This window comes from Lyngbya sp. PCC 8106, from assembly GCF_000169095.1.
Taxonomy (GTDB): Bacteria; Cyanobacteriota; Cyanobacteriia; order Cyanobacteriales; family Microcoleaceae; genus Capilliphycus.
In genome coordinates this window covers 33509-54928 of the sequence record NZ_AAVU01000025.1, presented here as the reverse complement: position 1 = coordinate 54928, position 21420 = coordinate 33509, and the positions used below count along the sequence as shown (strand labels likewise).

The following is a 21420-nucleotide window of genomic DNA, read 5'->3' as shown; positions in this document are numbered from 1 at the left end:
CCCTATCAGTCGATGCGGTTTATCTCTTGTGTTATTATACTCCTGTGTGGAAATAGGGTATTCCAATATGGGGCATCAAACGTTTACTTATCCCCCCACACCGATGATTTTGCAGTGGTTGGCAACTGGACAACTGGCCAATCGTTTGTTACGTTCGGTGCGGTTTTGGGTAATTTTAGATCGGTTATATGGTACATTTGACTGGTCGAACGAGTTACCAACAGAATTTAACTATCCTCCTCTACGCGATCGCCTGTTTTCCTCTAGTCATAGCAAAAGTGAACGGCTTAATGTTGAACAATTAGAAGCAAGTTGTCAGGATAAAAGTTGTATTTGTCATCGCACCTTACAAGAGTTGGTTTTAACTTCCCAAATGCCTTTATCTCAACTAGAATGGTGTCAACAAGTCATCCAATTAACAGGATTAACCTCGGAAGAATTGGATAATTTTATCATTCAAAAACCTTTTGCAACTGTTCACCGTTCCCTGAGAAATGATTTGCACCAGTTAGTTAAAATGGGTTGGCTAAAGAGTTATAAAAAAGGGTATTATATTTGTTGTGCTTCTCATCTTTTGCCGATCCCTCCCATAATGGATTCTTTTTCAAGTTTAGCCGAGTTAAATTCTACGCAAATTTGGCAACTCTTGCAAATTTTAGAGGCAGTTTCTTTTGTACAGCCGAATTTAGAAATTGTAGCTTCTTCACTCTGGAAAAACTTAACAACAAATTCTCAATATTCTGATGAGGAACCAACTCAACGAGTTTTTTTACATTTGGATTACATTCTTTCCGGTGAAGAGCAGGATCGGGTTGATACTTACCAAGACCAACTTGAACAACTTTGGCAACAATCGGAAGGGGGTGTTGTACAATTTGATTATTGGATAAGTAATCAACAGTTTAAAAGAGAACGTTCACAAATTACAGTAACGGTTTATCCAGTGTGTTTGCACTACTTGAGACGAGCTAAGTATTTAAGTGCTTATGGTTTAGATCCGAAGGGAGAGTTTGGATGGCATAATTATCGTCTTGATCGCATTTCTTCGGAACGTTTAAAAGTGTTGGCTTGGGGCGATCCGCAGATGCCAAAACCTTTACAAAAATTGCGTCGCAGTGGAGAACTTCCCACCCCGGAAGATGTAAGAGCTAGTTTGGAGGAAGCTTGGGGTTTTAATTTTTATCATCCTCGCGAGTTATTGATTCTGCGATTTCCGCCAGATTTTGCTCGATGGTATGTGGATGAAACCGTGCGACATTCTACGTTTAAACCAATTGCTTATTCTCGACTGATTCCTCTAATTAATGCTCGAATTTCTGACTTGAAAACTCGCCAAGAATTGATTGATTTAATTGAAAAGTCTTCCCCAACGGATCGATATTATCAAGCTTGGATTCGTCTCGGAGATATTAATGTTTTAATGCGGTTGCGTCAGTGGCGTCCTAATGGTGAAGTGATTGCTCCTTTATCGGTTCGTCAACAGTTAATCGCAGAAGCCTCCGTAGAGTTATCCAATTATCATCTTTCTAACTCTAATTTCCTGACAGAAAAATAATCTAGATTTTTCATGTTCATATCGTTTTGTTTCAATCCCCTTGCGGGGAATTTAATGTTGGAAAGTCTGCCGACTGAAAGTGAGTCTGGGTGGTCATTCTGAAGCTGAAATTGGCAAACCTCAAAAAGAGATTCATTTCAGCCCTCGAAAGATTCCGACTCCGGCATCAAAACCCAACAACCGAAACTGTGAAACTATTTATTTGTCGAGGTTATGGCATTTTTGGCAAACATCCCAGGGTTTTCGCTTCCGCTTGACTTTGCCAAATTTTTGCTATAAATACATCATAGAATAATCGTCTCATCTTGTCTAGGCTTTTCCGAACCGTAAGTGATCGCATTCGGATTAGTTTGACGATCGCATCCTCTAGTGAAGTGAAGTTCTCCCAGTGTCAGCTTCACTATTTTTACGCCATGATGGAAGAAAGTAGTTCCCGGTGTGAATTTTGTTGTCAATGGCAGAATTAATCCCAAGGAGACCTCTCGGATGCGTCTGATTCGATTGAGAAACCACTGGCTCATTCTGACTCTGGTTGTGATGCTGATCACCATGCTTTGGAGTCTAACTATCTCGGCTCAGGACAGCCCCACTCAGGTCATTTTGGGAACGGCAACGCAGGGGGGCGGATTTCAACTCTTTGGTCAGAATTTAGCTGAGGTGGTCAATGCAGCCGATTCCAGCCTCGAAGTCAAAGCACTCGCTACTCGTGGCAGTACCGAGAATATTTCCCTACTTGAAACCGGGAAAATTGACATTGGTTTAGTCGAGGGCAACGCCGCCCATCAAGTGCTAGCGAACCCTGAGCCGTCTCCAACCCGCTTGAAGGTTCTATTTGTGATGTATCCTAACCCCGGTATGTTCGTCGTCCGAGCCGATTCTCCAGACCGCCGTATCGCTGACCTGACAGGAAAGCCCGTTGCCTTTGGGACGCGCAATTCAGGTCTGCGGATTCTGGCAACTAATCTGCTGGATGGGATTGGCTTCAATCCGGAACAGGACTTTACTCCCATTATTCTGGAGAAAGCAGCGGATGGCCCACGCCTGGTGCTAAGTGGAGAGGTAGCGGCATTATGGGGTGCAGGCATTGGCTGGCCTGGTTTTGTGAAGGTCGCGAATGGACCAAAGGGCGCTCGTTTTATTGCTCCCTCATCCACTGAGATTCAACAAATTCTTAGCAAATATCCTCACCTCAAAACGATGAGTGTCCCTGCCAATACCTACAAGGGACAAGACCAGGCTATTAATTCCGTTGGACTCTGGTCGTTAATTTTAGCCCGACCCGATTTGCCGGACTCAATTGCCTATCGTCTGGTTGGGGCGATCCATCAGGGTCAAGCTGCACTGGTACAGCGACTAGCTCAGGGGCAATACACCACCCTGGAGAATACGATGGAAAATGTCTACCCTGAAAACCTTCACCCGGGTGCATTGCGCTATTTTAAAGAGTCGGCATCTCGGCTGCCTGTTTCCAAATAAGCGATTGACAGGGAGTGGATTATATTATGCGATCAATACTTGATCACAACGAGCCGGACTTCCCAAGCAATTGTCCCCGCACCAAGTCCGTCACTCCAGTATTACCGCCGCATTAGACCAAACCAACGGTAATGTCCGAGAAGTACAAAAGCTGAATCGTCATGCTGATATTAATGTCTTGTTGACATCCTCCCATCGCTAAAAGCGAGGGATTCCCAAACCTCACGATTTAGGTTTCTGCTTCTCCAGTAAATTAAGTTCCCGTCGTAGGGTGAGGCATCACCTTTTACTTTTACATGGCGGACAATTGGTGTCGCACTATGTTTTAGTAATTGAGCTGTAATTTTTCCATCTTTCTTGGAGCAATATACCCAGTTAGCGTTGCCTATTCTGTGCCAATATTTATCGGCCACCCATTTCTTACCCTTATTTGGGTGACGGAAATTTGCCCAGGCTTATAGCTTTTGGTACATGAGGTAATCTAGTTTCGAGTAAGCTTCCTTACTGACTACTGACGCATAGTAATTACGACCTCCTCGGATAATTGGGTTAAGGTGTTTTATTAACGCCTTTTGGTCTGCCGCTTTATGGGAGTCTATTACTTTGGCGATTTGGTCGTAATGTACCTTAACGCTTTTCTGACTAGGGGTGATGATGGTTTTAAAGCCTATAGGTTTACCCTGTGTGTTTTTCCCGGTATGATATTTTCCGATTTTATATTGTCGGATGTTCAAACCCAGAAAGTCAAATCCAGGTTTTTCTTCCCCATAGCTATTAAGCGTATGAGTTAACCTCGTTTTACTTGGCTTCAGTTCCAATCTCATGTCGTTTAACCACTCTGAGATTATCTCTTTACATCTTTGGACAACGGTTATGTCTTCATCTTCCGGCGGCAGGAGACCCACGACCTAAAGAATGTTGGAGTTGGGAGGAATGCCGCACAGAGATTTCTGGTACAATACAAGTGGTCACTGACCCACCCGAGACAATGGATTCAGACAGCCATGAGCGTGCGCGCGTCCAGTTACACCTGGCGGCGCAGACAAATTGGTAGACTCAGGAATTGATGACGGGGCAATGGCATAAACATCCCTTGAATCAACAGTTAAAAAGAAATTCAGTTTGGATTTCGACACATATCTAACCGCAGGACTTGCGGGGATAGTCTGTGGAGCGACCTTAAGACCTAAAGGGAATAACTCTCGGAGGGCAGGTGCGCTCGCCCCGCTCGCGAAGAAGCAGAAACTCAAATAGTGATGTTTGGGAATCCCACGCCATAAAGAATGTTGGCGTTGGGAGGATGTCAATGATCCGATATTCCATCCCGTGAAGGGCAATATTAGCCAGTAGCGGAGATATGACCCCGCCCTGTGGTGTACCCTCAGATGTGGCGAACAACTCTTTCCCAAATTTTAGCTTGAATACGAGCTACCTTAACTCGGGCTTTCTCTCTGTTTTTTGAACCTTTGATTTTCCGGTTCAAAGACTTTTGAGCGAGTCGAAGTTTTTTGTACAGTTTGTTAAAGTGTCTGGGATTTGAAACTTTAACACCATCAGATGTAGTAAACAGACTACTGATGCCAAGATCTATCCCCACCTTTTTATCGACAGGTTTCAGCTTGTGGTCGATTGGGTCGTTGATTTTAAGGGATACAAACCATCTACCACTGGGATCTAACTTGACCGTTATTGTTGAGGGCGTACAACCAGTTGGAAATTGACGACTCCATCGGATCGGCAAAGGTTCTTTGCTCTTAGCCAAATAGATTTGACCCTCTTTAAACTTAAATGCTGACGCTCGTGAGGTCAGAAGGAAAGAATTATCTAGAAAACTGTAAACTGTTTTCACGGGTGACTGTAAACTGTAAACTGATAAAACGGGAACATTCAACACGAGGGAAGGTTAAGTTGCCGACTTTGGGAGTTAATATTGACCATATCGCCACACTGCGCCAAGCCCGTCGCACGGTCGAACCTGATCCGGTCGCGGGGGCAGTAATTGCAGAATTGGCGGGTGCTGATGGAATAACCGTGCATTTGCGCGAAGATCGCCGTCATATTCAAGAACGAGATGTGCGTCTGTTGCGAGAAACAGTGCGGACTCATCTCAATCTAGAAATGGCACCAACCGATGAAATGGTGACGATCGCATTAGAGATCAAACCAGACTATATTACTTTAGTTCCAGAACGACGCGAAGAAGTGACCACCGAAGGCGGACTCGATATCGTGGGTCAAATTGAGCGGATGACGAAAGTTGTCGGTCAGTTGCAAGATGCCGGAATTCCTGTCAGTCTATTTATTGATGCGAACCCGGCTCAAATTGGAGCTTCTGCTCGTACTAAAGCTGTATTTGTGGAACTGCACACGGGTTGTTATGCTGACGCCAAGGGTGAGCAGCAAGACAAAGAACTAGCCGTTTTGATCGCCGGGAGCAAACTGGCTCTAGATGCAGGACTGCGGGTGAATGCGGGTCATGGTTTGACCTACTGGAATGTTTATCCCGTTGCTTGTATCGAGGGAATGGAAGAACTCAACATTGGTCATACCATTATCAGTCGAGCGGTGTTGGTGGGTTTGGAACGGGCGGTGAGGGAAATGAAACAAGCCATGCTCGCGACCTAAACCTGGAGTGATCCGTTAAGCTGTTTTTTCAAGAGAACGAATTTTTCAATTATTGACAACGAACCATGCAAACTTACTACTATCTTTTAGCGAGTCAACATTTTCTCACCGAAGAAGAACCTTTAGAAGAAGTTCTTCAAGAACGTCATCGCTACTATCAAGAACAGGAAAAAGAAATTGACTTTTGGTTAGTGACTCAACCTGCTTTTCTCGAAGCCCCAGAACTCGCCGAAGTTAAGGCTAAATGTCCCCAACCTGCGGCGGCGGTTATTTCCACCAATGAACAGTTTATTACGTGGTTGAAGTTGCGCTTAGAGTTTGTCGTCACGGGGGAATTCCCAGCCCCGAGCCAGAGTATTCCTGATCCGTTGGCGTCTTTGGCGGTGGCGTGATCACAGACTGCTAAAATAGGCTTGCTCCCGATCAGTTGAGATCCAAACAATGCTTCAAATTGGTGTGAAGGAATGCTTGCGGCTTTTGGCGTTTGCGGGATTGTTAACCTACAGCCTGAGTACAAAGGTGGCTGTGGCGAATTCGGCTTGTGAACCTCCTGTCGCCGGAGAATATCTTTTATTGATTGTCAGTCAAACGGAAGCTGAACAGGATCTCGCTCGTCGCACCTTACCGAGTGACGTTGAAAGTGAAGTTTGTCGCTATGTTGATGATCTGGTAACGCGAGTTGCTGGGTTTGAAGATCAACTGATTGCCGAAGATTGGGCGGCTTATATTAAAAGTAATTCGGGTTTGCGAAGTTATGTTGTCAAACCCGATACGGTTTCTCAACGTCCTCCGACTCGTCGAGTGGTGAGTCGTTCACCTGCGTCGGAGTTAGACACAGAACCTCGTTCTATCGAACAACCTCTCACTCAACCTCGTCCTCAACCTCGTCCTCAACCTCTCACTCAACCTCGTCCTCGCGCTGAACAAGCTGCTTTTAACCCGAGAAGACTGGGTTCAGGATATGCGGTGTTAGTAGACTATCTCAATCAACCGGAATTAGCCGCAGAAGTTGAAGAACTCACCGGAGTAGAAGTCGGTTTAGCATCCTATGGTCAGCGTCCCTATTTACTGGTGACTCAAACCAACGATTTACAAACCGCGACTTCTACATTGCAAAAACTGAGTAATCGCGGTTTCTTCTCGCTGATGGTAGAGAGTCGCCGTGTAATGCTGATCAGCCCTAATATTAACCCTTGACATCCTCTCCGTCGTAAACAACGGAGATTCCAAACATCACTGTCTGGGCTTCCTCTTTCCACGAGCTGACTTACTAGGTTGAGTTTCCCCAACAGAGCAGAGGGCATTCTCTTCAGAGGCGTTAATTACCACCTGCCCGGCGGTATTTTAAAAACAGATATTAAGCGGAAGAACGGATTAAGTTATCTGTAGGACAGCATAAATCTCTGATACTCGCAGTTAAATTAATCCGTTAATCGATTTCTTATCCGTTTCTTTATTTGATAGCTGTTTTAATGCAGATTTCAATATAATTAAAGTCAGTGAAGGAGTCGCCCCCTCCACTGCTCTCCAAAACCGTACTTGATAGTTTCCCATCATACGGCTCCTCAGTAACACGGCTATTGTCATGATTCACGTCACCAGCAGATCGTTTTCCCATCGATAATTCTCAGGGATTCTGATGGGTTTGTGTGACAGTTTTCTGTCTATGCTGCCATCATTTCTGGTCTTTTCATCATGGCAATGTCGATGGAGAAGTTGCCAATTTTTATACTCATTCTTTCCGCCTTTTGACTTAGGAATGATGTGGTCTAGCTCGATTACATCTCCTTCTTTGAAGAACAATCCGCATTGAGCGCACTTCCCTTTTTGCTTTTTGAGCAGCAATGCCGTTCGCTTTGGCATCTCAGGGTGTTTGCCCATTCTTGTACTCCAGTAAATTAGGTCGCCGTTGCATGGACTGGCATCGTCTTTAACTTTTACATAACGACTAATTGTTGTATCGCTATGTTGTATAGCAGTCGCCACAACTATTAGGACAGCGATCGCAAAACTGACTCAATGACATCTCGTAAGCAATCAAACTGGTCTAATTGGTGACGAATTCGACTTTTTAGCCAAGACCAACATTTTTCAATGGGGTTGAGATCAGGAGAATAGGGTGGTAAGTACAACAGGTGACAACCTACGTCCTGAATCAATTGCTGAATACGTCCACCTTTATGAAAGGTAGCATTATCCATAACGATAACCTGCCCAGGTTTCAGTATTGGTAACAAACAATTTTCTAGCCAGGTCTCAAACACAATTCGATTACAGGCTCCATCGATAGTAAAAGTTGCCATCAAATTTTGGTGACACAGAGCAGCAATCATATTGATTCGCCCTTGACGTCGCCCGGATTTGAGTGCATGAAAACGCTGCCCTTTCAGATTCCATCCATAGTCATACTCCGGAACGGCTATCCATTCCAGATTCATCAACATAGACAATTTTTTCTGTAGGTAAAATCGACAACTCCTCTAGAAATTTTTGTCGTTTAGCTTCATCTCTTTCTCGGTAACCATAAGTCTTTTTTTTCGTGTGAAGCCGATTTTCTTTAACGCTCTTGAGATTGTGCGATTGGCTCCGCCAGTGCCGCAGCTGCGGCAATCGCTAATTTTCTCTTCCCAAAGTTGAGCCATTTCTACTTGTGTTTTATCTCCATGAACAACAGCAAACTCTCGAAATTTCTCCCAGTTCGTGATTTTATGGTTACTACCCTTTGGTTGATTGGGCAAAGCTTGATAGTCTCCCGTTTCAGCTTTTCGCAGAGCGCCATAAGTCCATGGTATTGCGACTGATATTGAACAGTTGACTAACTTCACTTTTCTTCCAGCCGTCTAGTTCAATGGCTTCTATCACTTTTTTGCGGAAATCGTAACTATAAGGTTTGGGCATGGTTGGCGATCGCAATCAGAATAGTCTTTCTATTTTACGTCCTAACCGCTCTGGCAGTTGCTATAGTAACCGCATCGGGTTTTTACCCTCTTGCTTGGTTGCGAATACCCAATTGTTATCCCCTATCTTTTGGAAGTATTTGGGAAATATCCATTTTCTTCCTTTGTTTCGATGGCGTTTTGTACCCCATTTGATTAGTTTCCAATATGTCAAGTTTTTCAGTCTCTCAAAGACTTTTTGACTCACTACGGTTGAGAAATAGTTGCACCATCCTCTGATTATTGGGTTGAGGTGTCTTATTAAGACAGCTTGTGATTGCCCTTTGTGCTTTTCTATTGTTTCTGCAACTTTTTTGTAGTGTCTTTTCTGGCTTTTCTTGCTTGGAGTTATAATGGTTTTGAAACCTAGTAGTTTTCCTCTTACCTTACCGGAGGTGTATTTACCTGCTTTGAACTGTCTGATATTGAATCCCAGAAAGTCAAATCCAGGTTTTTCCTGATTATATTCCTCTAATGTATGGGCTAATCGGGTTTTACTTGGTTTCAATTCCAAACCCATGTCTTTTAGCCATTCAGAAATAAACTCTTGACATCTTTGGACAATGGTTATGTCTTCGTGAAGGATTACGAAGTCATCGGCGTAACGAATTAGACTAACTGATTGTCTTTTGTCCCTCTTGCTTAATTGTGTGCCGTCAGGACGTTTCATATCGAATGTATCAGCAAGTTTGTTGATTTCGTTTTCCATCCCATGAAGGGCTATATTTGCCAGTAGGGGTGATATTACTCCTCCTTGTGGCGTACCCTCAGATGTTGGGAACAACTCTTTTCCATCCATGACACCAGCTTTTAACCAAGCGAGGATTTGTTTTCGTAGGGTTGGATAGGTATTTAGTTTTCTTAAGAGTTGTTCATGGTTGATGCGGTCGAAGCATTTAGCAATATCAGCGTCAAGCACATATTTGGCTTTTTTGTTTATTGCTAAGAATATTGCTCCAATAGCATCTTGACATGAGCGTCCTGGTCTGAACCCATAAGAGTTAGGTTCAAAGAGCGCTTCCCATTCTGGCTCTAATGCCAGTTTGACAAGTCCCTGCAATGCGCGGTCGTACATGGTCGGTATTCCTAAAGGTCTTTTTTCCTCTGTCCCAGGTTTCGGAATCCATACTCTCCGAGTGGGTTTGACCTTTGTACCCATTTTTAGTTGATTTAAATCGTTGCTTTGGGGTCAGTGATTTAACACCATCCACACCTGCCGTCTTTTTACCTTGATTATCTTGGGTAACACGACGCACCGCTAGGCATTTTGCAGCCCAGGATTTGGTTAGGGTTTTTTGGAGTCGGCGAACTGTCTTGACATCATCACGACGAGACGCTTTGTAAATGCGCTTTTGTAGCTTATAAACACGCTTCTCTAAGTCATCCCAATCAATCGTTACCCAGTTAAGTTGGGCGTTGATGTCTTCGGGTGATTCTGTTGGCGGTTTACATCCCACAGTCTTCAGTTTTGAATCTGTTTTAGGCTTATTTACCACTACTTGTACCTCTACAATCCGTTGTACCGTGAGTCTGTTAGCATATCCTTTTCCATTACGGAGAGGCGTTGGCTTTTGACTCAATCTTTCTCATCTACTACCTACCTTGTGGCAGAGGTTACGTCTTAGCTGACCGAGAAATTGGGATACAAGCCCCGTTCTTTTAGGACGGCTTGTGCGATAATTTAAGTGGTTGAAATCCCCACCTAAGAGTGCAGCGATATATACTCATCAGATCAGAGTTGAAACCGGGACTGCTCCAGTAATAGGGAAAGACCGAAGGGCAATGGTTAAAAATCCAACCTGGAAGCAAAGCGAAAAGTATTGTTAATATTTCAAAAAAAAACGATACATATTAGTCGCCATAGGGCATTGGGAGACTCTAAACGGACATAGAGGGACTGTAAGACTACCTTGGTAGCAGGACTCGTTGAAGTGTCAAGAATCCCCGCTCGTTTACGACGGGGAGTATGTCAATACTCATTCTATCGACCATAGTTTGAGAATATGTCGATGAGTTACTTCGTTCCTCATAACCTTTGGTTTGTTCCTTTAGGATGATGCTCTCCACCGAGTTTTAGGGTAGTACAGATAAGCCGATAAAAATACTCTGATCACCCTGACTATTGCCCTTTTGGGACTCCCAGTGTATCAGCCTTATTTCACTGGTTTGCCGTAACGATGGTTCAAACGCTATCTTCACTTTTGTTATCCATAGGAACTTGCTCACGGGATACCACTTTTATGGCTAGTAGTATCTTTCCGCTTTTATTCCCGCTTCAAGGATTGATGGCTAGTCTCTACCTTGGGGAATATGCTTTTTACCCTTGTACTGAAGGAGTAAAACTTGTGTTTTCTAGGATACTTACACTCACTTACAAGATTATGAAGTTGTCATCTGTTAAGGATTAAAGTGCGAACTCTACCTTATGGGTTACTTAACAGAAGCCAGTCGTCCCCCTGTTTCCAGGTTTAGACTGAACGAATCGCACTTTCTGGCGGCATTTTTATCTCGGTCAGCAATATACCCGCAGTGAGGACATTTGTGAGTCCGTGTGGCAAGAGTTTTTACAACTTTCTCACCACAATTTGAACAGTTTTGAGAAGTATACGCGGGTTCAACAGCAATAACTGGAACCCCATAAACCCGCGCCATATACTCTAACCATTCTCGAAACCTGTACCAAGCTGCATCGCTAATTGACTTGGCTAGCTGATGGTTTTTAACCATGTTGCGAATCCGTAGGTTTTCAACCGCTACCAAGTCGTTAGACCCGATGACGTGTTGAGCCTGTTTACAAACCCAATCATTACGCCTGCGTGAAACCTTGAGATGCGCTCTACCTAATTTGTTTCTGGCTGGCGATTTTGACTGCCCGAGTGAGTTCTTGATAATCGACGTTGTAGCTTTTTAAGCTTGTGTTCATCTTTTCTCAAAAACCGAGGATTGTCTATTTGGTTGCCAGAACAATCTGTGTAGAAATAGTTTAAACCTACATCTAATCCCGTTTGTTTTCCTGTGAGTTCTTTTTTCTCCTCTCGCTCATAATCTATCAGAAATTGAGCATAATACCCGTCATGTCTTCTAATTACCCTCACTCGTTTGATTTGTTTGAACTGATAATAGTGCAGGTTCCGGCTCCCCCAAAGTTTAAATGTACCCGTTTGAAACTTGTCAGTAAACGTTAAATAACGTCTGTCCTCTGAAAGTTGACCGCCCGATGTCTTGTACTCAACAGATGCTCTAACTTGATACTTTTTAAACTTTGGAAATCCTTCTCTTGGTGCGCGTTACGCAGAGCGGATGGAACATCCGCAGGGTCGCACCGCTTGGAGCCTGGTATTTTCTGCTTGCAATTCCGATAAAACCTTTCAATTGATGCCCAAGCTCTTTCTGCGTGTGCTTGTCGTGCCATTGAGTTTAACCTTGTTGCCCAAGGAAACTCTGGATTGTCTGACAACAGTTTGCAGTGCTTGTAGGCATCGTTGCGACTTTTAACCTGACCGTCTAACCATGCTCTGATGACGCTGTTGCGAACAAATAGACCTGTCCGAATGGCTTCATCCAAGCTTCGGTACTGGCAATATGTTCCTTGCAGCTTCATTTCATATACGAGCATAATTTGTCGTCGTCGCTGACGATAAGCCATCGTAGCACAAACATAATCCGTCGTGAACGACGGGGCTTTTGACCCGCTTTTTTTGGTAAACTAGGGATAAGCCAGTTCTGCTAGACCAGAGATCACAATTCCGAGAGTTAAACCGACAATTACCTGAAAAGGGGTGTGACCCAGTAACTCCTTAAGGCGATCTTCGTTGAACTGGGGATGCTCTTGAAATAACTCATCAATAATCTGATTTAAAATTCGAGCTTGTTGACCCGCTGCTTGACGAACTCCTGTTGCATCGTACATGACAATAAAAGCAAAGACTACAGCGATCGCAAATTCGGGACTTTCCCAACCGATGCTTTGTCCGACACTGGTTGCTAAGGCGGAGACAAACGCTGAATGAGAACTCGGCATTCCCCCTGTCGTTACCAACGCCCGAAAATTGACTTTCCCAAATCGAATTAATTCAATTGCCAACTTCGCCGTTTGAGCAAATAGACAGGCAAAAAGGGAAACCATCAGGACTTGGTTCTGGATAATATGGCCAAAGTCTTGCATGGAGTAAGACACCTCTAGTTACTGCGACTGGTAATAAATTGAGCTAGAGCAACTAAGGGAGTCGCCGCCTCTCCAAAAGGAGCAAGTTCAGCTTGCGCCTCTGCGATCAGTTGGTTAGCTCGACGTTTTGATTCTTCTAATCCCCAAAGACTCGGATAAGTTGCTTTTTGAGCAGTCAAATCTTTTCCGGCTGTTTTCCCTAACTCCTCTTGAGTCGCCGTAATATCGAGAATATCATCAACAATCTGAAACGCCAAACCAATTTTCTGAGCATAACGCGAGAGCCGTTCTCGGTTCTCTGTAGAGGTTCCCGCTAAAATTGCCCCCGAAACCACACAAGCTTCTAACAACGCTCCGGTTTTGTGGGTATGAATAAAGGTAAGCTGTTCTTCTGTAATATCTGTTTTGCCTTCTGATTCTACATCAACCACTTGACCGCCCACCAGTCCGGCTGCACCCACAGCTCGACCCAAATGACCAATCACATCTAAAACCTGTTGAGGGGGTACATTGGTTGTTTGAGTGGCGACAAATTCAAAGGCATAGCTTAACAACCCATCCCCGGCTAAAATCGCAATATCTTCGCCATAAACCTTGTGATTGGTTAATTGACCTCGACGATAATCATCATTATCCATAGCGGGAAGATCATCATGGATCAGCGACATGGTATGGATCATCTCCAGTGAACAGGCGGTTGGCATTGCCATTTCCATCGTTCCTCCCGCTAACTCACAAGTCGCTAGGCATAAAATCGGACGGAGACGCTTACCTCCTGCCAGGAGTGAATACCGCATCGCCTCATAAATTTTTTCGGGATAGATCACCGCGATAGAACGATCTAAAGCCTGTTCTACCTCGGCTTTGCGTTCAGCCATGTAGGTTGAGAGGTCAAACGTCGATTTGATTAGGGGTGATGGGTTTTCTCCAGTCAATACCATAACGCTGTTTTCCGTACTGATGATCTTTCGTCAATCCCATTGTACGGGTCTTGTGACACTTTTCAGTCAACAGTCTTTATAGTAAACAGGGAAGATTGATAATTCATCATTCATCTAGATTTCGGCAGGAGACCCACGCCATAAGTCTGAGTTGGCGATGGGTAGTTTACCACTTCTGACCTCACAACTTGTAACTTGTGACTTCCTTAATTGCGATGGTCGTTAATATAGCGAATTCTGGCCCCTGCCCATTGCAATTTTTCTCGTAGGGTTTGGTAAAACGAGTAGTTTTCGCGCAAAATAATAAACCGAGTTTGACAGTTTGCTATCCGCACATCTACCCGTTGTCCTGGCCGAACTGAGGTTGCTAATACGCCATCTGTCCAGAGTTTGGTTTCATGTTCGGGATCGGCTAAGGGCCACACACTGACCACTGACCCGGATGGTAGAACAATTGGACGACTCGACAAACTTAATGGACAAATGGGGGCGACTGTAATGGCTTCCATTCCAGGGTGCATGATCGGCCCATTGGCAGAAGCGTTGTAACAGGTGGAACCCGTTGGCGTTGAGACAATTAAACCATCCCCTTGATACTGATCAACGACTTCACCATCGACTTCCATCTCTAAAATCGAAGTGGGCATTCGATAGGGAGAAGCAGGTTTAATACACATTTCATTCAGGGCAAGATAGCGATCGCCAACGGGGGTAAGATTAGTTCGATTACCTTCAAAGACAGCCGCCTGAATCATCATTCGTTGTTGCATGGCGTAGCGATCTTCAAACATCCGAGCCACGACTTGTTCTGTATCGTGAACATCTTCAAACGACTCGGTTAAAAATCCCAAATGTCCACCCACATTTGCCGCTAAAATCGGTATTCCCTCTGGGGCTAAATGACGGGCTGCGGCTAACGCTGTTCCATCTCCCCCCAAAACGATCGCTAAGTCAATGGGACGGCTGATAGAGGCTAAAAATACCGGATAAGGATTATCTTGAGGGCCACTCGGCCCCATCAACACCTGACAGCCTCGTTTCTCAAAATGGGTTGCAAATTGTTCGGCCCATTGTTTACTTTGCGGATCTCTAGCTTTGTGGGCGATGATCACCTGTTTTATTTCCACCGTCTTTCCTCGATGATGATCTTTTCTCTGCTGTTATTATCCCGTATCCTTAAACAGTAGCCTGTTGAACACGTCTTAAGCGTTGTGATTTTAACATTAAGGTGTTGTTGAGTTGCTAACCCTGAAGGACTAACGCTTGAGAATGATCTTCTTTCTTTTTAACCGATGCTCCGAAATTTCTTCCAAGCGGTTCTCAATCTTTTTTTTAAGCCCAATTGCCCTTTGTGCGATCGCCCGGCTGACACCCAACTCTGTCCCTATTGTCAAAAACAGATTTTACGCTGTCAATTGCCCCGAGGAAAACAATTTTCTGGGGAGGTTCCTCTGTTGGTTTGGGGACAATACAAGGGGGCGTTAAAACAGGCAATTGTGGCGATGAAATATAATAATCATCCCGAAGTGGCTCAACCCTTGGGCTATTGGTTGGCTGAGACTTGGTTGAATACATCTCAGTTTAATTCATCTAATATTAATAATCAACGGCTAGTTGTTGTTCCCATTCCGATGTTTTCTGAAAAACAAAAAAAACGGGGTTTTAATCAAGCGGAACTTCTCGCCCGCAGTTTTTGTCAGGTGACAGGTTTACCATTAAAGTCTCAGGGTTTAGAACGGATACGCGATACAAAAGCTCAGTTCGGACTTTCGGCTCAACAAAGACAAGATAATCTAAAAGATGCGTTTCGGTTGGGGAAAGATTTACGCCAATCTCAAGCTAATTCTGTATTAATTGTAGATGATATTTACACCACGGGCGCAACAATTAAGGCGGCAATTGAGGCGTTTCGACAACAGAAAATAACAGTTGCAGGGATTTTAGCGATCGCCACGACAAAATCTTTGTCTGATAAGTAAGGGGCTAAAGCCCCCTTTTTTAGCAATTTTGGGGAATTTATCTCATCACTTTCATAAGAGCAATTACAGGCGGTTTAGCACAGGTTCTGACAAACTTCTTCCCAAGATTCACCCAAATATCTTTCTCGCTGAATGACATAATCGATAAAGTGATATCCAGTTAGAGGATGTCCCTGATTTTCTGCTTTTTCTTGACTTTTTTTCAGCCAACTATTCCAGTTAAAGCCCTGTTCATAAATGTTGCGAATTGAGGCTTTTCCGGCTGAATTTTGCTCGTTGATCAAACAAAGTTGGAGTTGATTTCCGATTTGTTGTATTTGTACAATTCTTTGATGGGCGGGATAATTCGGGAGAGAAGATACTGAATTGATCTCCTCTAGTTGCACATTGGGGGTAGAGTGTGCTAAACAATCTTGAGTTTGAACGGCAACCTCTGATAAGTTCAATGTTGCTAATTCTTGAATTTTCTGTGGTGTCATAGATCGTTTCCCTGATGATATTCAAACATATTCCTCTGATCAAAACTTAAAGTTCTCGATCAGGGGTAATAGCTATTATGGCATTGAGTTTTGGTTTCAACCACTCTCTGACGATCAGATCAGGAGAATCTAATATGAGATTTTGTTGAACAAAACCATGATGAGAAACGGTTTAAGGTGCAAACGGAAGAAATACCGATAAGATAAATTTATCAATTGTTTCAGAAAAACAAATAAAATAAAATATAGATTTTGATGATCAGAAAACTTGATGATAAAATTCTCAGGTTTGTTACAAGTATTAACATTGAAAATAATACAATGAAAACATCAAATCAAACTTAATTGTATTAAAAATAGTGATCACTACTAATTTTATTACGAGGTAAAATTTATTGAAAGTATTGGGAATCAAGAGTTGCGGCGAGTAATGCAGCTTGAGTGCGATCGCGTAAACTTAAACGGCTTAAAAGACTAGAAACATGATTTTTGACAGTTCGTTCGGTAATATAAAGAGTTTGAGCAATTTCTTTATTACTATACCCTTTACCAATTAATTTTAATACTTCTAATTCTCTGGGTGTTAATCGTTTAAATTCCGGTGGAGGTTGGGTTGAAGATGAAGAAGAAAAATTGCCTGTATTTGCAGCAACAACTTTTTCAAATAATCCTGGCCCAAACTGAGTATACCCTTTATAAACAGCACGAATCGCTTGGGCGAGTTCTTCGGAAGGGGTATCTTTGAGTAAATATCCTTTTGCGCCATTTTTCATTGCTTTGGTGATATACTCATCATCATCAAATGTTGTTAAAACAAGTACCTTTGTTTGCGGGAGTTGTTGAGAAAGGGATCGGGTTGCGGCGACTCCATCCATAATTGGCATTCGCACATCCATTAACACAATATCCGGCTGAAGTTTTAGGGCTAATTCGACTGCAACTTGACCATTTTCTGCTTCTCCAACGATCTCTAAATCCGGTTTGGCTTGGAGAAGACTAGACAACCCTTCTCGGATAATACTTTGATCATCAACTAATAGAATTTTGATCATTCTCTCTGAAATCGTAATTGGGAATCTTGACTTCTATTTTACATCCTTGTTTGGGTTGGCTAATCAGCTTAAAAACACCTCTCAAGGCTGTCACCCGTTCTCGCATTCCTTCTAAACCAAATCCTGTCGTATTTTCTTCGGGATAAAACCCCAAACCATTATCTTCTATTGTGAGATAAATTTCCCCATTATCTTCAGCCAAAACCAAGCTGACTATTGTGGCTTGACTATATTTAGAAATATTGGTTAAGGCTTCTTGAATTACACGATAAAGGGTAACTTCAATATTGGTTGCTGAAACATCGGTTAACTGAATTTGTGATTGAAGTTTGATTTGAGTTGTTTGTTCAAACTCTTGTATCAGTTGGGATAAAGCAGCTTCTAAAGATTGACCTTTTAATGGATGCGATCGCAAACTTGCTACAGACTGACGGACATCTTGCAGCGCATTTCGACCCAGATTTCTCGCTTTTTGTAGATAATCTTCTGCTTTTTCTCCGTCTGTTTGTAGCCACATTTGGGCGTTTTCCAGTTGAATACTTTGGGCGGTGAGATTATGACCTAAAGAGTCATGAATTTCTCGGGCAATGCGGTTACGTTCTTGTAGGATAGCACGATCTTCAACTAAGATAGCATATTCTCGTAAACGTTGATTAGCTTGAGCCAGTTGTTGACGACTTTGTTGTTCTGATAATAGTGTTCCGACTAATAGCACAACAAACACTAATACAAATCCAAATAACAAAGCAGAATTCAGGGTTAAACTATAAACAACCCATTGTAAAGATTCAGGTAGAGGGGTTTCAGAAGACAGAGAGAGAGTATTATTAATCAGTGGAATTCCTACAGGACGAATTCGCAAAAATATTAACAATAAAAATGAGAGATAAGCAAAACAAGCAACAATCACTCGACCCCGCCACGGAAACAATACACAAGCGCGAATCACAACGACTAACAACAATGCGGAGAGAAAACTTGTACCAGAACTTCCACAAAATACGGCTAACCAACTGAGTCCAAAACCCAAGGCGATATAGAGTCTTTTAATCGTTGATGAACGCGGATCTAAAGGTAATTTAAACCCGATTACCCCTAAAGTTAAAATACTGATAAAAACTCCTAGAGGAAATAAAGGTTTTTGACGACGAGGACGACGAGGAAAATCACGTCTAGGAGGGCGATTCTTGAGATTTTGGCGATGATTTTCTCGATTAAACTGATGTTCAGGTGGGGGTCGATATTCGTGAAGATAACGCGATAATTTCGGGGGATAAGGGGGTGGAATCGGACTAAAAGCGGTTAATCCGGCAATGGCGAGTAATATCCATTCTAAGTACAGCAGTAGACGAAAAGGATGATTGGGTTTGCGAAACCAGTGCATCGGTGTAATAATTTGGGTTAGGGTTTTGAGGGCAGGGCTGTTTCATTCCCGAATTAAAAATTGCTGGGGGTGATGGGGTGATGAGGAGAGGTATTTTTTAAACATGAAAAATAGCTTTTTATTAATAAAAATCCTCCCGACCTCCCGACCTCCCGCGCACGGGTTCGCCACTCCCCTCAACGCGGGGAACCCGCGCACGGGGGTGGACTCACTACCTCCCCACCTCCCAACAAATCAAGTTTTAGGGCAACGCGCACGGCCCTGGGGTTTTGAGGGGGATCATTCTGAGTATAACCAAACATCTCCGGGTGAGAGTTGAATCAAACAGTTGAATCAAACAATTATGATTCTGAACTTTGTGAATAATCTCTAAAACATCCTTCCTTTGACTTGAAGTAACAGTTATACTATTGTAATAATTCTATTGTAATCTTTCTATTATTCAGGTAGAATAGTACCAAAGTACCAAATTCAGATCATACTTTAGATCCAATAGATTTAGCCAAACTTAGGACGTTGGATCGAGGCGATCGCAGTTGTGAATTCCTACAATCAGGATATCACTCAAAAAGAGTGAATTAACCATGATTGTGAGGTTTGTGTAATGAAGATGCGTCATTTGCTTTGTGCGACCACTGTAGCTTTATTGTTACCCTTATCAGGAAGTGCATTTGCGGAACCTGGCGATCGCATGGGTCGGATGTTTGAACAGCTTAATCTTTCTGCGGAACAACAGCAACAAATTGAAAGTATTCACGCACAGCGTAAGGCTTCATCGGAAGGTTTGCGTGAACAAATGCGTGCAGCTAAGGAAGAAATGCGATCGCTTCAAGCCAGTAATGCAAGTGCAGAACAAATGCGTCAACAACATCAAAAAAATCAACAGTTACATCAAAAAATGGGTGATCAACGCTTTGAAACCATGTTACAAATTCGTGAAGTATTAACACCGGAACAACAAGCAAAATTGGCAGAATTGAAGCCGGAACGTAACAGTGAGGGTCAAGGGCGAGGGCGTCGGGGAGGGCGTCAAGCACAGCAATAAAGATAAAATTTTATATCAATCCTTAGTAGTTTGTAATCCTCTTGACGTTTAGCCACATTTTGGGCGCTAATCTTGCGCCCTTATTTTATTAATTCAGAAATTTTGGGGATTAAATTGTGATTAATTGTGGTATAATAAGAATGATGAGATTGAATCAGATTAACAACTTTAGTTAAGTTTGCATTTCCTTTTCTAGCACCCAAGCCGTTAACAGCACATTCGATTTGACGCACACCGACCTCTAACCCCACGAGAGAATTTTCTACGGCTTTTCCTAAATCATTGTGACAGTGAACAGAAACGGTGACGTGTTGAAGTTGGGGAATATTTTGATATAATTTTTGGAGTAAGTTATAAAAGTCTTCTGGTAAAGCAACACCTAAACTATCGGGAATACTAATAATTTTAGCCCCGCTTTCAATCGCTGTTTGAACGGCTTCACACAAAAAGTTAATATCACCGCGAGTCGCATCAAACGCAGTCCATTGAACGATGTTACAATAATTTTTGGCTTGGGAAATCTGTTTTTTAAGGGTTGATAATATTGAGTTTTTATCTAAAGTTTTTGAAGATGAAGTTAAATTGACAAGAGTATAGATATTAATAGAGCTTTTCTCGGCTTTTTCTAATGATTTTGCTGCTTTGTTAATTTCTGTTTCTTGAGAACCTGCTAACGCACAAAGAGTTGAACCTTTAATAACCTGAGAAACTGCTATAATTTCATCAATATCTTTTGCATATCGTCCAGGATATCCGATTTCAATGGTATCAACTCCGATTTCCTCAAGCTGTTGAGCAATTTGAACTTTATCTGGTGTGCTAAAGTGAACCCCTGGGGTGAGTTCTCCGTCTCGCAGAGTCGTATCAAAAATTAGAATGGGAAGATTAGCAATCATTCGACTTCAATCAATCAATTAACTTGACGATTTTTGTAGTTATTTTGAACCGGGTTTTGAGTCAAAAAAGGATTGACTGCATAAGATTTTTTAGAGGGAATAACGGGATAAAATCGTTTATTTTGTTCAGAATATTTCCACGTAATATGATCAGGATCTTTTTGACTGCACCAATCTGGAAAACTTGCTTTTGTTTTCCATTTGCTTAAGGTACTCGGATGAACGTTTAACCGTTTGGCGAGTTCTATTTGATTAAGATTACTGGGAGTTTCTGATTGATTTGAATGGAAATCTGGGGGAACTGGAAATAATGAAATTCCATTTTTATTTAGAAGTTCAGGTTGAGGTTGTTCAGGAGGTTGATAAGGTAAAATTGTGGAATTTTCTGTCTGATTGATACACTCAATTTCCTCAGCTTCTAAACTAGAAATTAAAGCTTGAGCGGTTGAAAAATAATAAACAATTCCGCCTTGATCTGTGACTTCAAAATGAGCGGAAAATTCCGTTGCTTTTTTGTCTAAAAATTCTCGCACATCCTCAGGATTAACTTGAGAATTCATCGCTAAATCTAAGGGCGTAATCCAACCCTGATTTTCTTGAATAAAGCGATAAAAAACCTGATTGAGATATGTTAATTTATCTTGCTGTTTTTTGTCGTAATGCTTCCACAGACGCCACGCACCGATTCCGCCAATCAACAGCAACAAAAGCGGGATCGTATCTTTCAGCACAAGCAATCCTAGCGCAATAGCAATCCCAAAGGCAACATATCCGCTATCATCCTTTTTCTGTTGGGGGGTGTTTTGAGACATGGTTTTCCTGGGGCTGATACTTGCTGACTTGCTCATAATTTGACATACTAACGGTGTAGAACTCAAGCAATTATT

20 protein-coding genes and 3 pseudogenes are annotated in these 21420 nt (G+C 42.7%); 8 read left to right on the top strand and 15 right to left on the bottom strand.

What is annotated here, in order from left to right; genetic code table 11:
* Positions 1-67 precede the first annotated feature (67 nt).
* Entirely contained in the window at positions 68-1555 is a 1488-nt protein-coding gene (locus L8106_RS16990) for a TIGR03985 family CRISPR-associated protein (RefSeq protein WP_009785613.1), read from the top strand.
* Positions 1556-1839: 284 nt separating this feature from the next.
* Here the strand turns inward: L8106_RS16990 and L8106_RS32320 are convergent, their stop codons facing one another.
* Entirely contained in the window at positions 1840-2010 is a 171-nt protein-coding gene (locus L8106_RS32320) for a hypothetical protein (RefSeq protein ID WP_156803730.1), read from the bottom strand.
* A 31-nt stretch (positions 2011-2041) separates the two neighbouring features.
* On the opposite strand from L8106_RS32320, the gene L8106_RS16985 reads away from it, so the two are divergent.
* Both L8106_RS16985 and L8106_RS34255 read left to right on the top strand, forming a co-directional pair.
* Positions 2042-3031 (top strand): TAXI family TRAP transporter solute-binding subunit, encoded by a 990-nt coding sequence (locus tag L8106_RS16985; protein ID WP_009785612.1) that lies wholly within the window; start codon positions 2042-2044, stop codon positions 3029-3031.
* Positions 3032-3101: 70 nt separating this feature from the next.
* Entirely contained in the window at positions 3102-3233 is a 132-nt protein-coding gene (locus L8106_RS34255) for a hypothetical protein (protein WP_255348894.1), read from the top strand.
* A gap of 253 nt (positions 3234-3486) precedes the next feature.
* Here L8106_RS34255 and L8106_RS16980 read toward each other — a convergent pair whose 3' ends face one another.
* Entirely contained in the window at positions 3487-3936 is a 450-nt protein-coding gene (locus L8106_RS16980) for a group II intron maturase-specific domain-containing protein (RefSeq protein WP_009785611.1), read from the bottom strand.
* A gap of 476 nt (positions 3937-4412) precedes the next feature.
* Positions 4413-4628 (bottom strand): transposase, encoded by a 216-nt coding sequence (locus tag L8106_RS34495; RefSeq protein WP_369748472.1) that lies wholly within the window; start codon positions 4626-4628, stop codon positions 4413-4415.
* A 311-nt stretch (positions 4629-4939) separates the two neighbouring features.
* Here L8106_RS34495 and L8106_RS16970 point away from each other — a divergent pair, with 311 nt between their 5' ends.
* From L8106_RS16970 to L8106_RS16960, 3 genes are all read left to right on the top strand, one after another.
* The gene (locus L8106_RS16970; RefSeq protein WP_009785609.1) at positions 4940-5656 is read left to right on the top strand and encodes a pyridoxine 5'-phosphate synthase; all 717 of its coding nucleotides are present in this window, start codon (positions 4940-4942) and stop codon (positions 5654-5656) included.
* A 65-nt stretch (positions 5657-5721) separates the two neighbouring features.
* A complete protein-coding gene (locus L8106_RS16965) occupies positions 5722-6048 on the top strand; it encodes an MgPME-cyclase complex family protein (protein ID WP_009785608.1) in 327 nt (108 codons plus the stop codon).
* A gap of 49 nt (positions 6049-6097) precedes the next feature.
* Positions 6098-6853, top strand: a complete 756-nt coding sequence (locus L8106_RS16960) for a hypothetical protein (protein WP_009785607.1) — start codon at positions 6098-6100, stop codon at positions 6851-6853.
* Between the two features lie 393 nt (positions 6854-7246).
* On the opposite strand, the gene L8106_RS16955 is transcribed toward L8106_RS16960, so the two are convergent.
* The 7 genes and pseudogenes from L8106_RS16955 to L8106_RS16920 all read right to left on the bottom strand — a co-directional run bounded on the left by L8106_RS16955 (position 7247) and on the right by L8106_RS16920 (position 14825).
* A complete protein-coding gene (locus L8106_RS16955) occupies positions 7247-7642 on the bottom strand; it encodes an HNH endonuclease (RefSeq protein WP_369748457.1) in 396 nt (131 codons plus the stop codon).
* Between the two features lie 5 nt (positions 7643-7647).
* A pseudogene (locus L8106_RS31595) lies at positions 7648-8554 on the bottom strand (IS630 family transposase).
* Between the two features lie 63 nt (positions 8555-8617).
* Positions 8618-10049 (bottom strand): annotated as a pseudogene (gene ltrA, locus L8106_RS16940) (group II intron reverse transcriptase/maturase); the annotation flags it as partial.
* A gap of 973 nt (positions 10050-11022) precedes the next feature.
* Positions 11023-12208, bottom strand: a pseudogene (locus tag L8106_RS34250) (RNA-guided endonuclease InsQ/TnpB family protein).
* A gap of 90 nt (positions 12209-12298) precedes the next feature.
* Positions 12299-12757 (bottom strand): divergent PAP2 family protein, encoded by a 459-nt coding sequence (locus tag L8106_RS16930; RefSeq protein WP_009785596.1) that lies wholly within the window; start codon positions 12755-12757, stop codon positions 12299-12301.
* A 14-nt stretch (positions 12758-12771) separates the two neighbouring features.
* Positions 12772-13698 carry a geranylgeranyl diphosphate synthase CrtE gene (crtE, locus tag L8106_RS16925; protein WP_039896563.1) on the bottom strand — a complete coding sequence of 309 codons (927 nt, stop codon included), beginning with the start codon at positions 13696-13698 and terminating at the stop codon, positions 12772-12774.
* 206 nt (positions 13699-13904) lie between these two features.
* A complete protein-coding gene (locus tag L8106_RS16920; protein ID WP_009785594.1) occupies positions 13905-14825 on the bottom strand; it encodes an NAD(+) kinase in 921 nt (306 codons plus the stop codon).
* A 165-nt stretch (positions 14826-14990) separates the two neighbouring features.
* Between L8106_RS16920 and L8106_RS16915 the strand changes: the two genes are divergently transcribed.
* Positions 14991-15677, top strand: a complete 687-nt coding sequence (locus L8106_RS16915) for a ComF family protein (protein ID WP_009785593.1) — start codon at positions 14991-14993, stop codon at positions 15675-15677.
* A gap of 74 nt (positions 15678-15751) precedes the next feature.
* Here L8106_RS16915 and L8106_RS16910 read toward each other — a convergent pair whose 3' ends face one another.
* From L8106_RS16910 to L8106_RS16900, 3 genes are all read right to left on the bottom strand, one after another.
* Positions 15752-16156, bottom strand: a complete 405-nt coding sequence (locus L8106_RS16910; protein ID WP_009785592.1) for a hypothetical protein — start codon at positions 16154-16156, stop codon at positions 15752-15754.
* Positions 16157-16548: 392 nt separating this feature from the next.
* Positions 16549-17208: a response regulator transcription factor gene (locus tag L8106_RS16905; protein WP_009785591.1), complete on the bottom strand. Its 660-nt coding sequence runs from the start codon at positions 17206-17208 to the stop codon at positions 16549-16551.
* Positions 17186-18592: a sensor histidine kinase gene (locus tag L8106_RS16900; RefSeq protein ID WP_009785590.1), complete on the bottom strand. Its 1407-nt coding sequence runs from the start codon at positions 18590-18592 to the stop codon at positions 17186-17188. Before L8106_RS16900 ends, L8106_RS16905 begins: the two co-directional genes overlap by 23 nt.
* Before the next feature lie 604 nt (positions 18593-19196).
* Here L8106_RS16900 and L8106_RS16890 point away from each other — a divergent pair.
* Positions 19197-19637: a Spy/CpxP family protein refolding chaperone gene (locus L8106_RS16890; protein ID WP_009785588.1), complete on the top strand. Its 441-nt coding sequence runs from the start codon at positions 19197-19199 to the stop codon at positions 19635-19637.
* Positions 19638-19717: 80 nt separating this feature from the next.
* On the opposite strand, the gene L8106_RS16885 is transcribed toward L8106_RS16890, so the two are convergent.
* Together L8106_RS16885 and L8106_RS16880 are read right to left on the bottom strand one after the other, a co-directional pair.
* Positions 19718-20533, bottom strand: a complete 816-nt coding sequence (locus L8106_RS16885) for a 2-isopropylmalate synthase (protein WP_009785587.1) — start codon at positions 20531-20533, stop codon at positions 19718-19720.
* Positions 20534-20547: 14 nt separating this feature from the next.
* The gene (locus L8106_RS16880; protein ID WP_009785586.1) at positions 20548-21345 is read right to left on the bottom strand and encodes a helix-turn-helix transcriptional regulator; all 798 of its coding nucleotides are present in this window, start codon (positions 21343-21345) and stop codon (positions 20548-20550) included.
* Between the last annotated feature and the right edge of the window lie 75 nt (positions 21346-21420).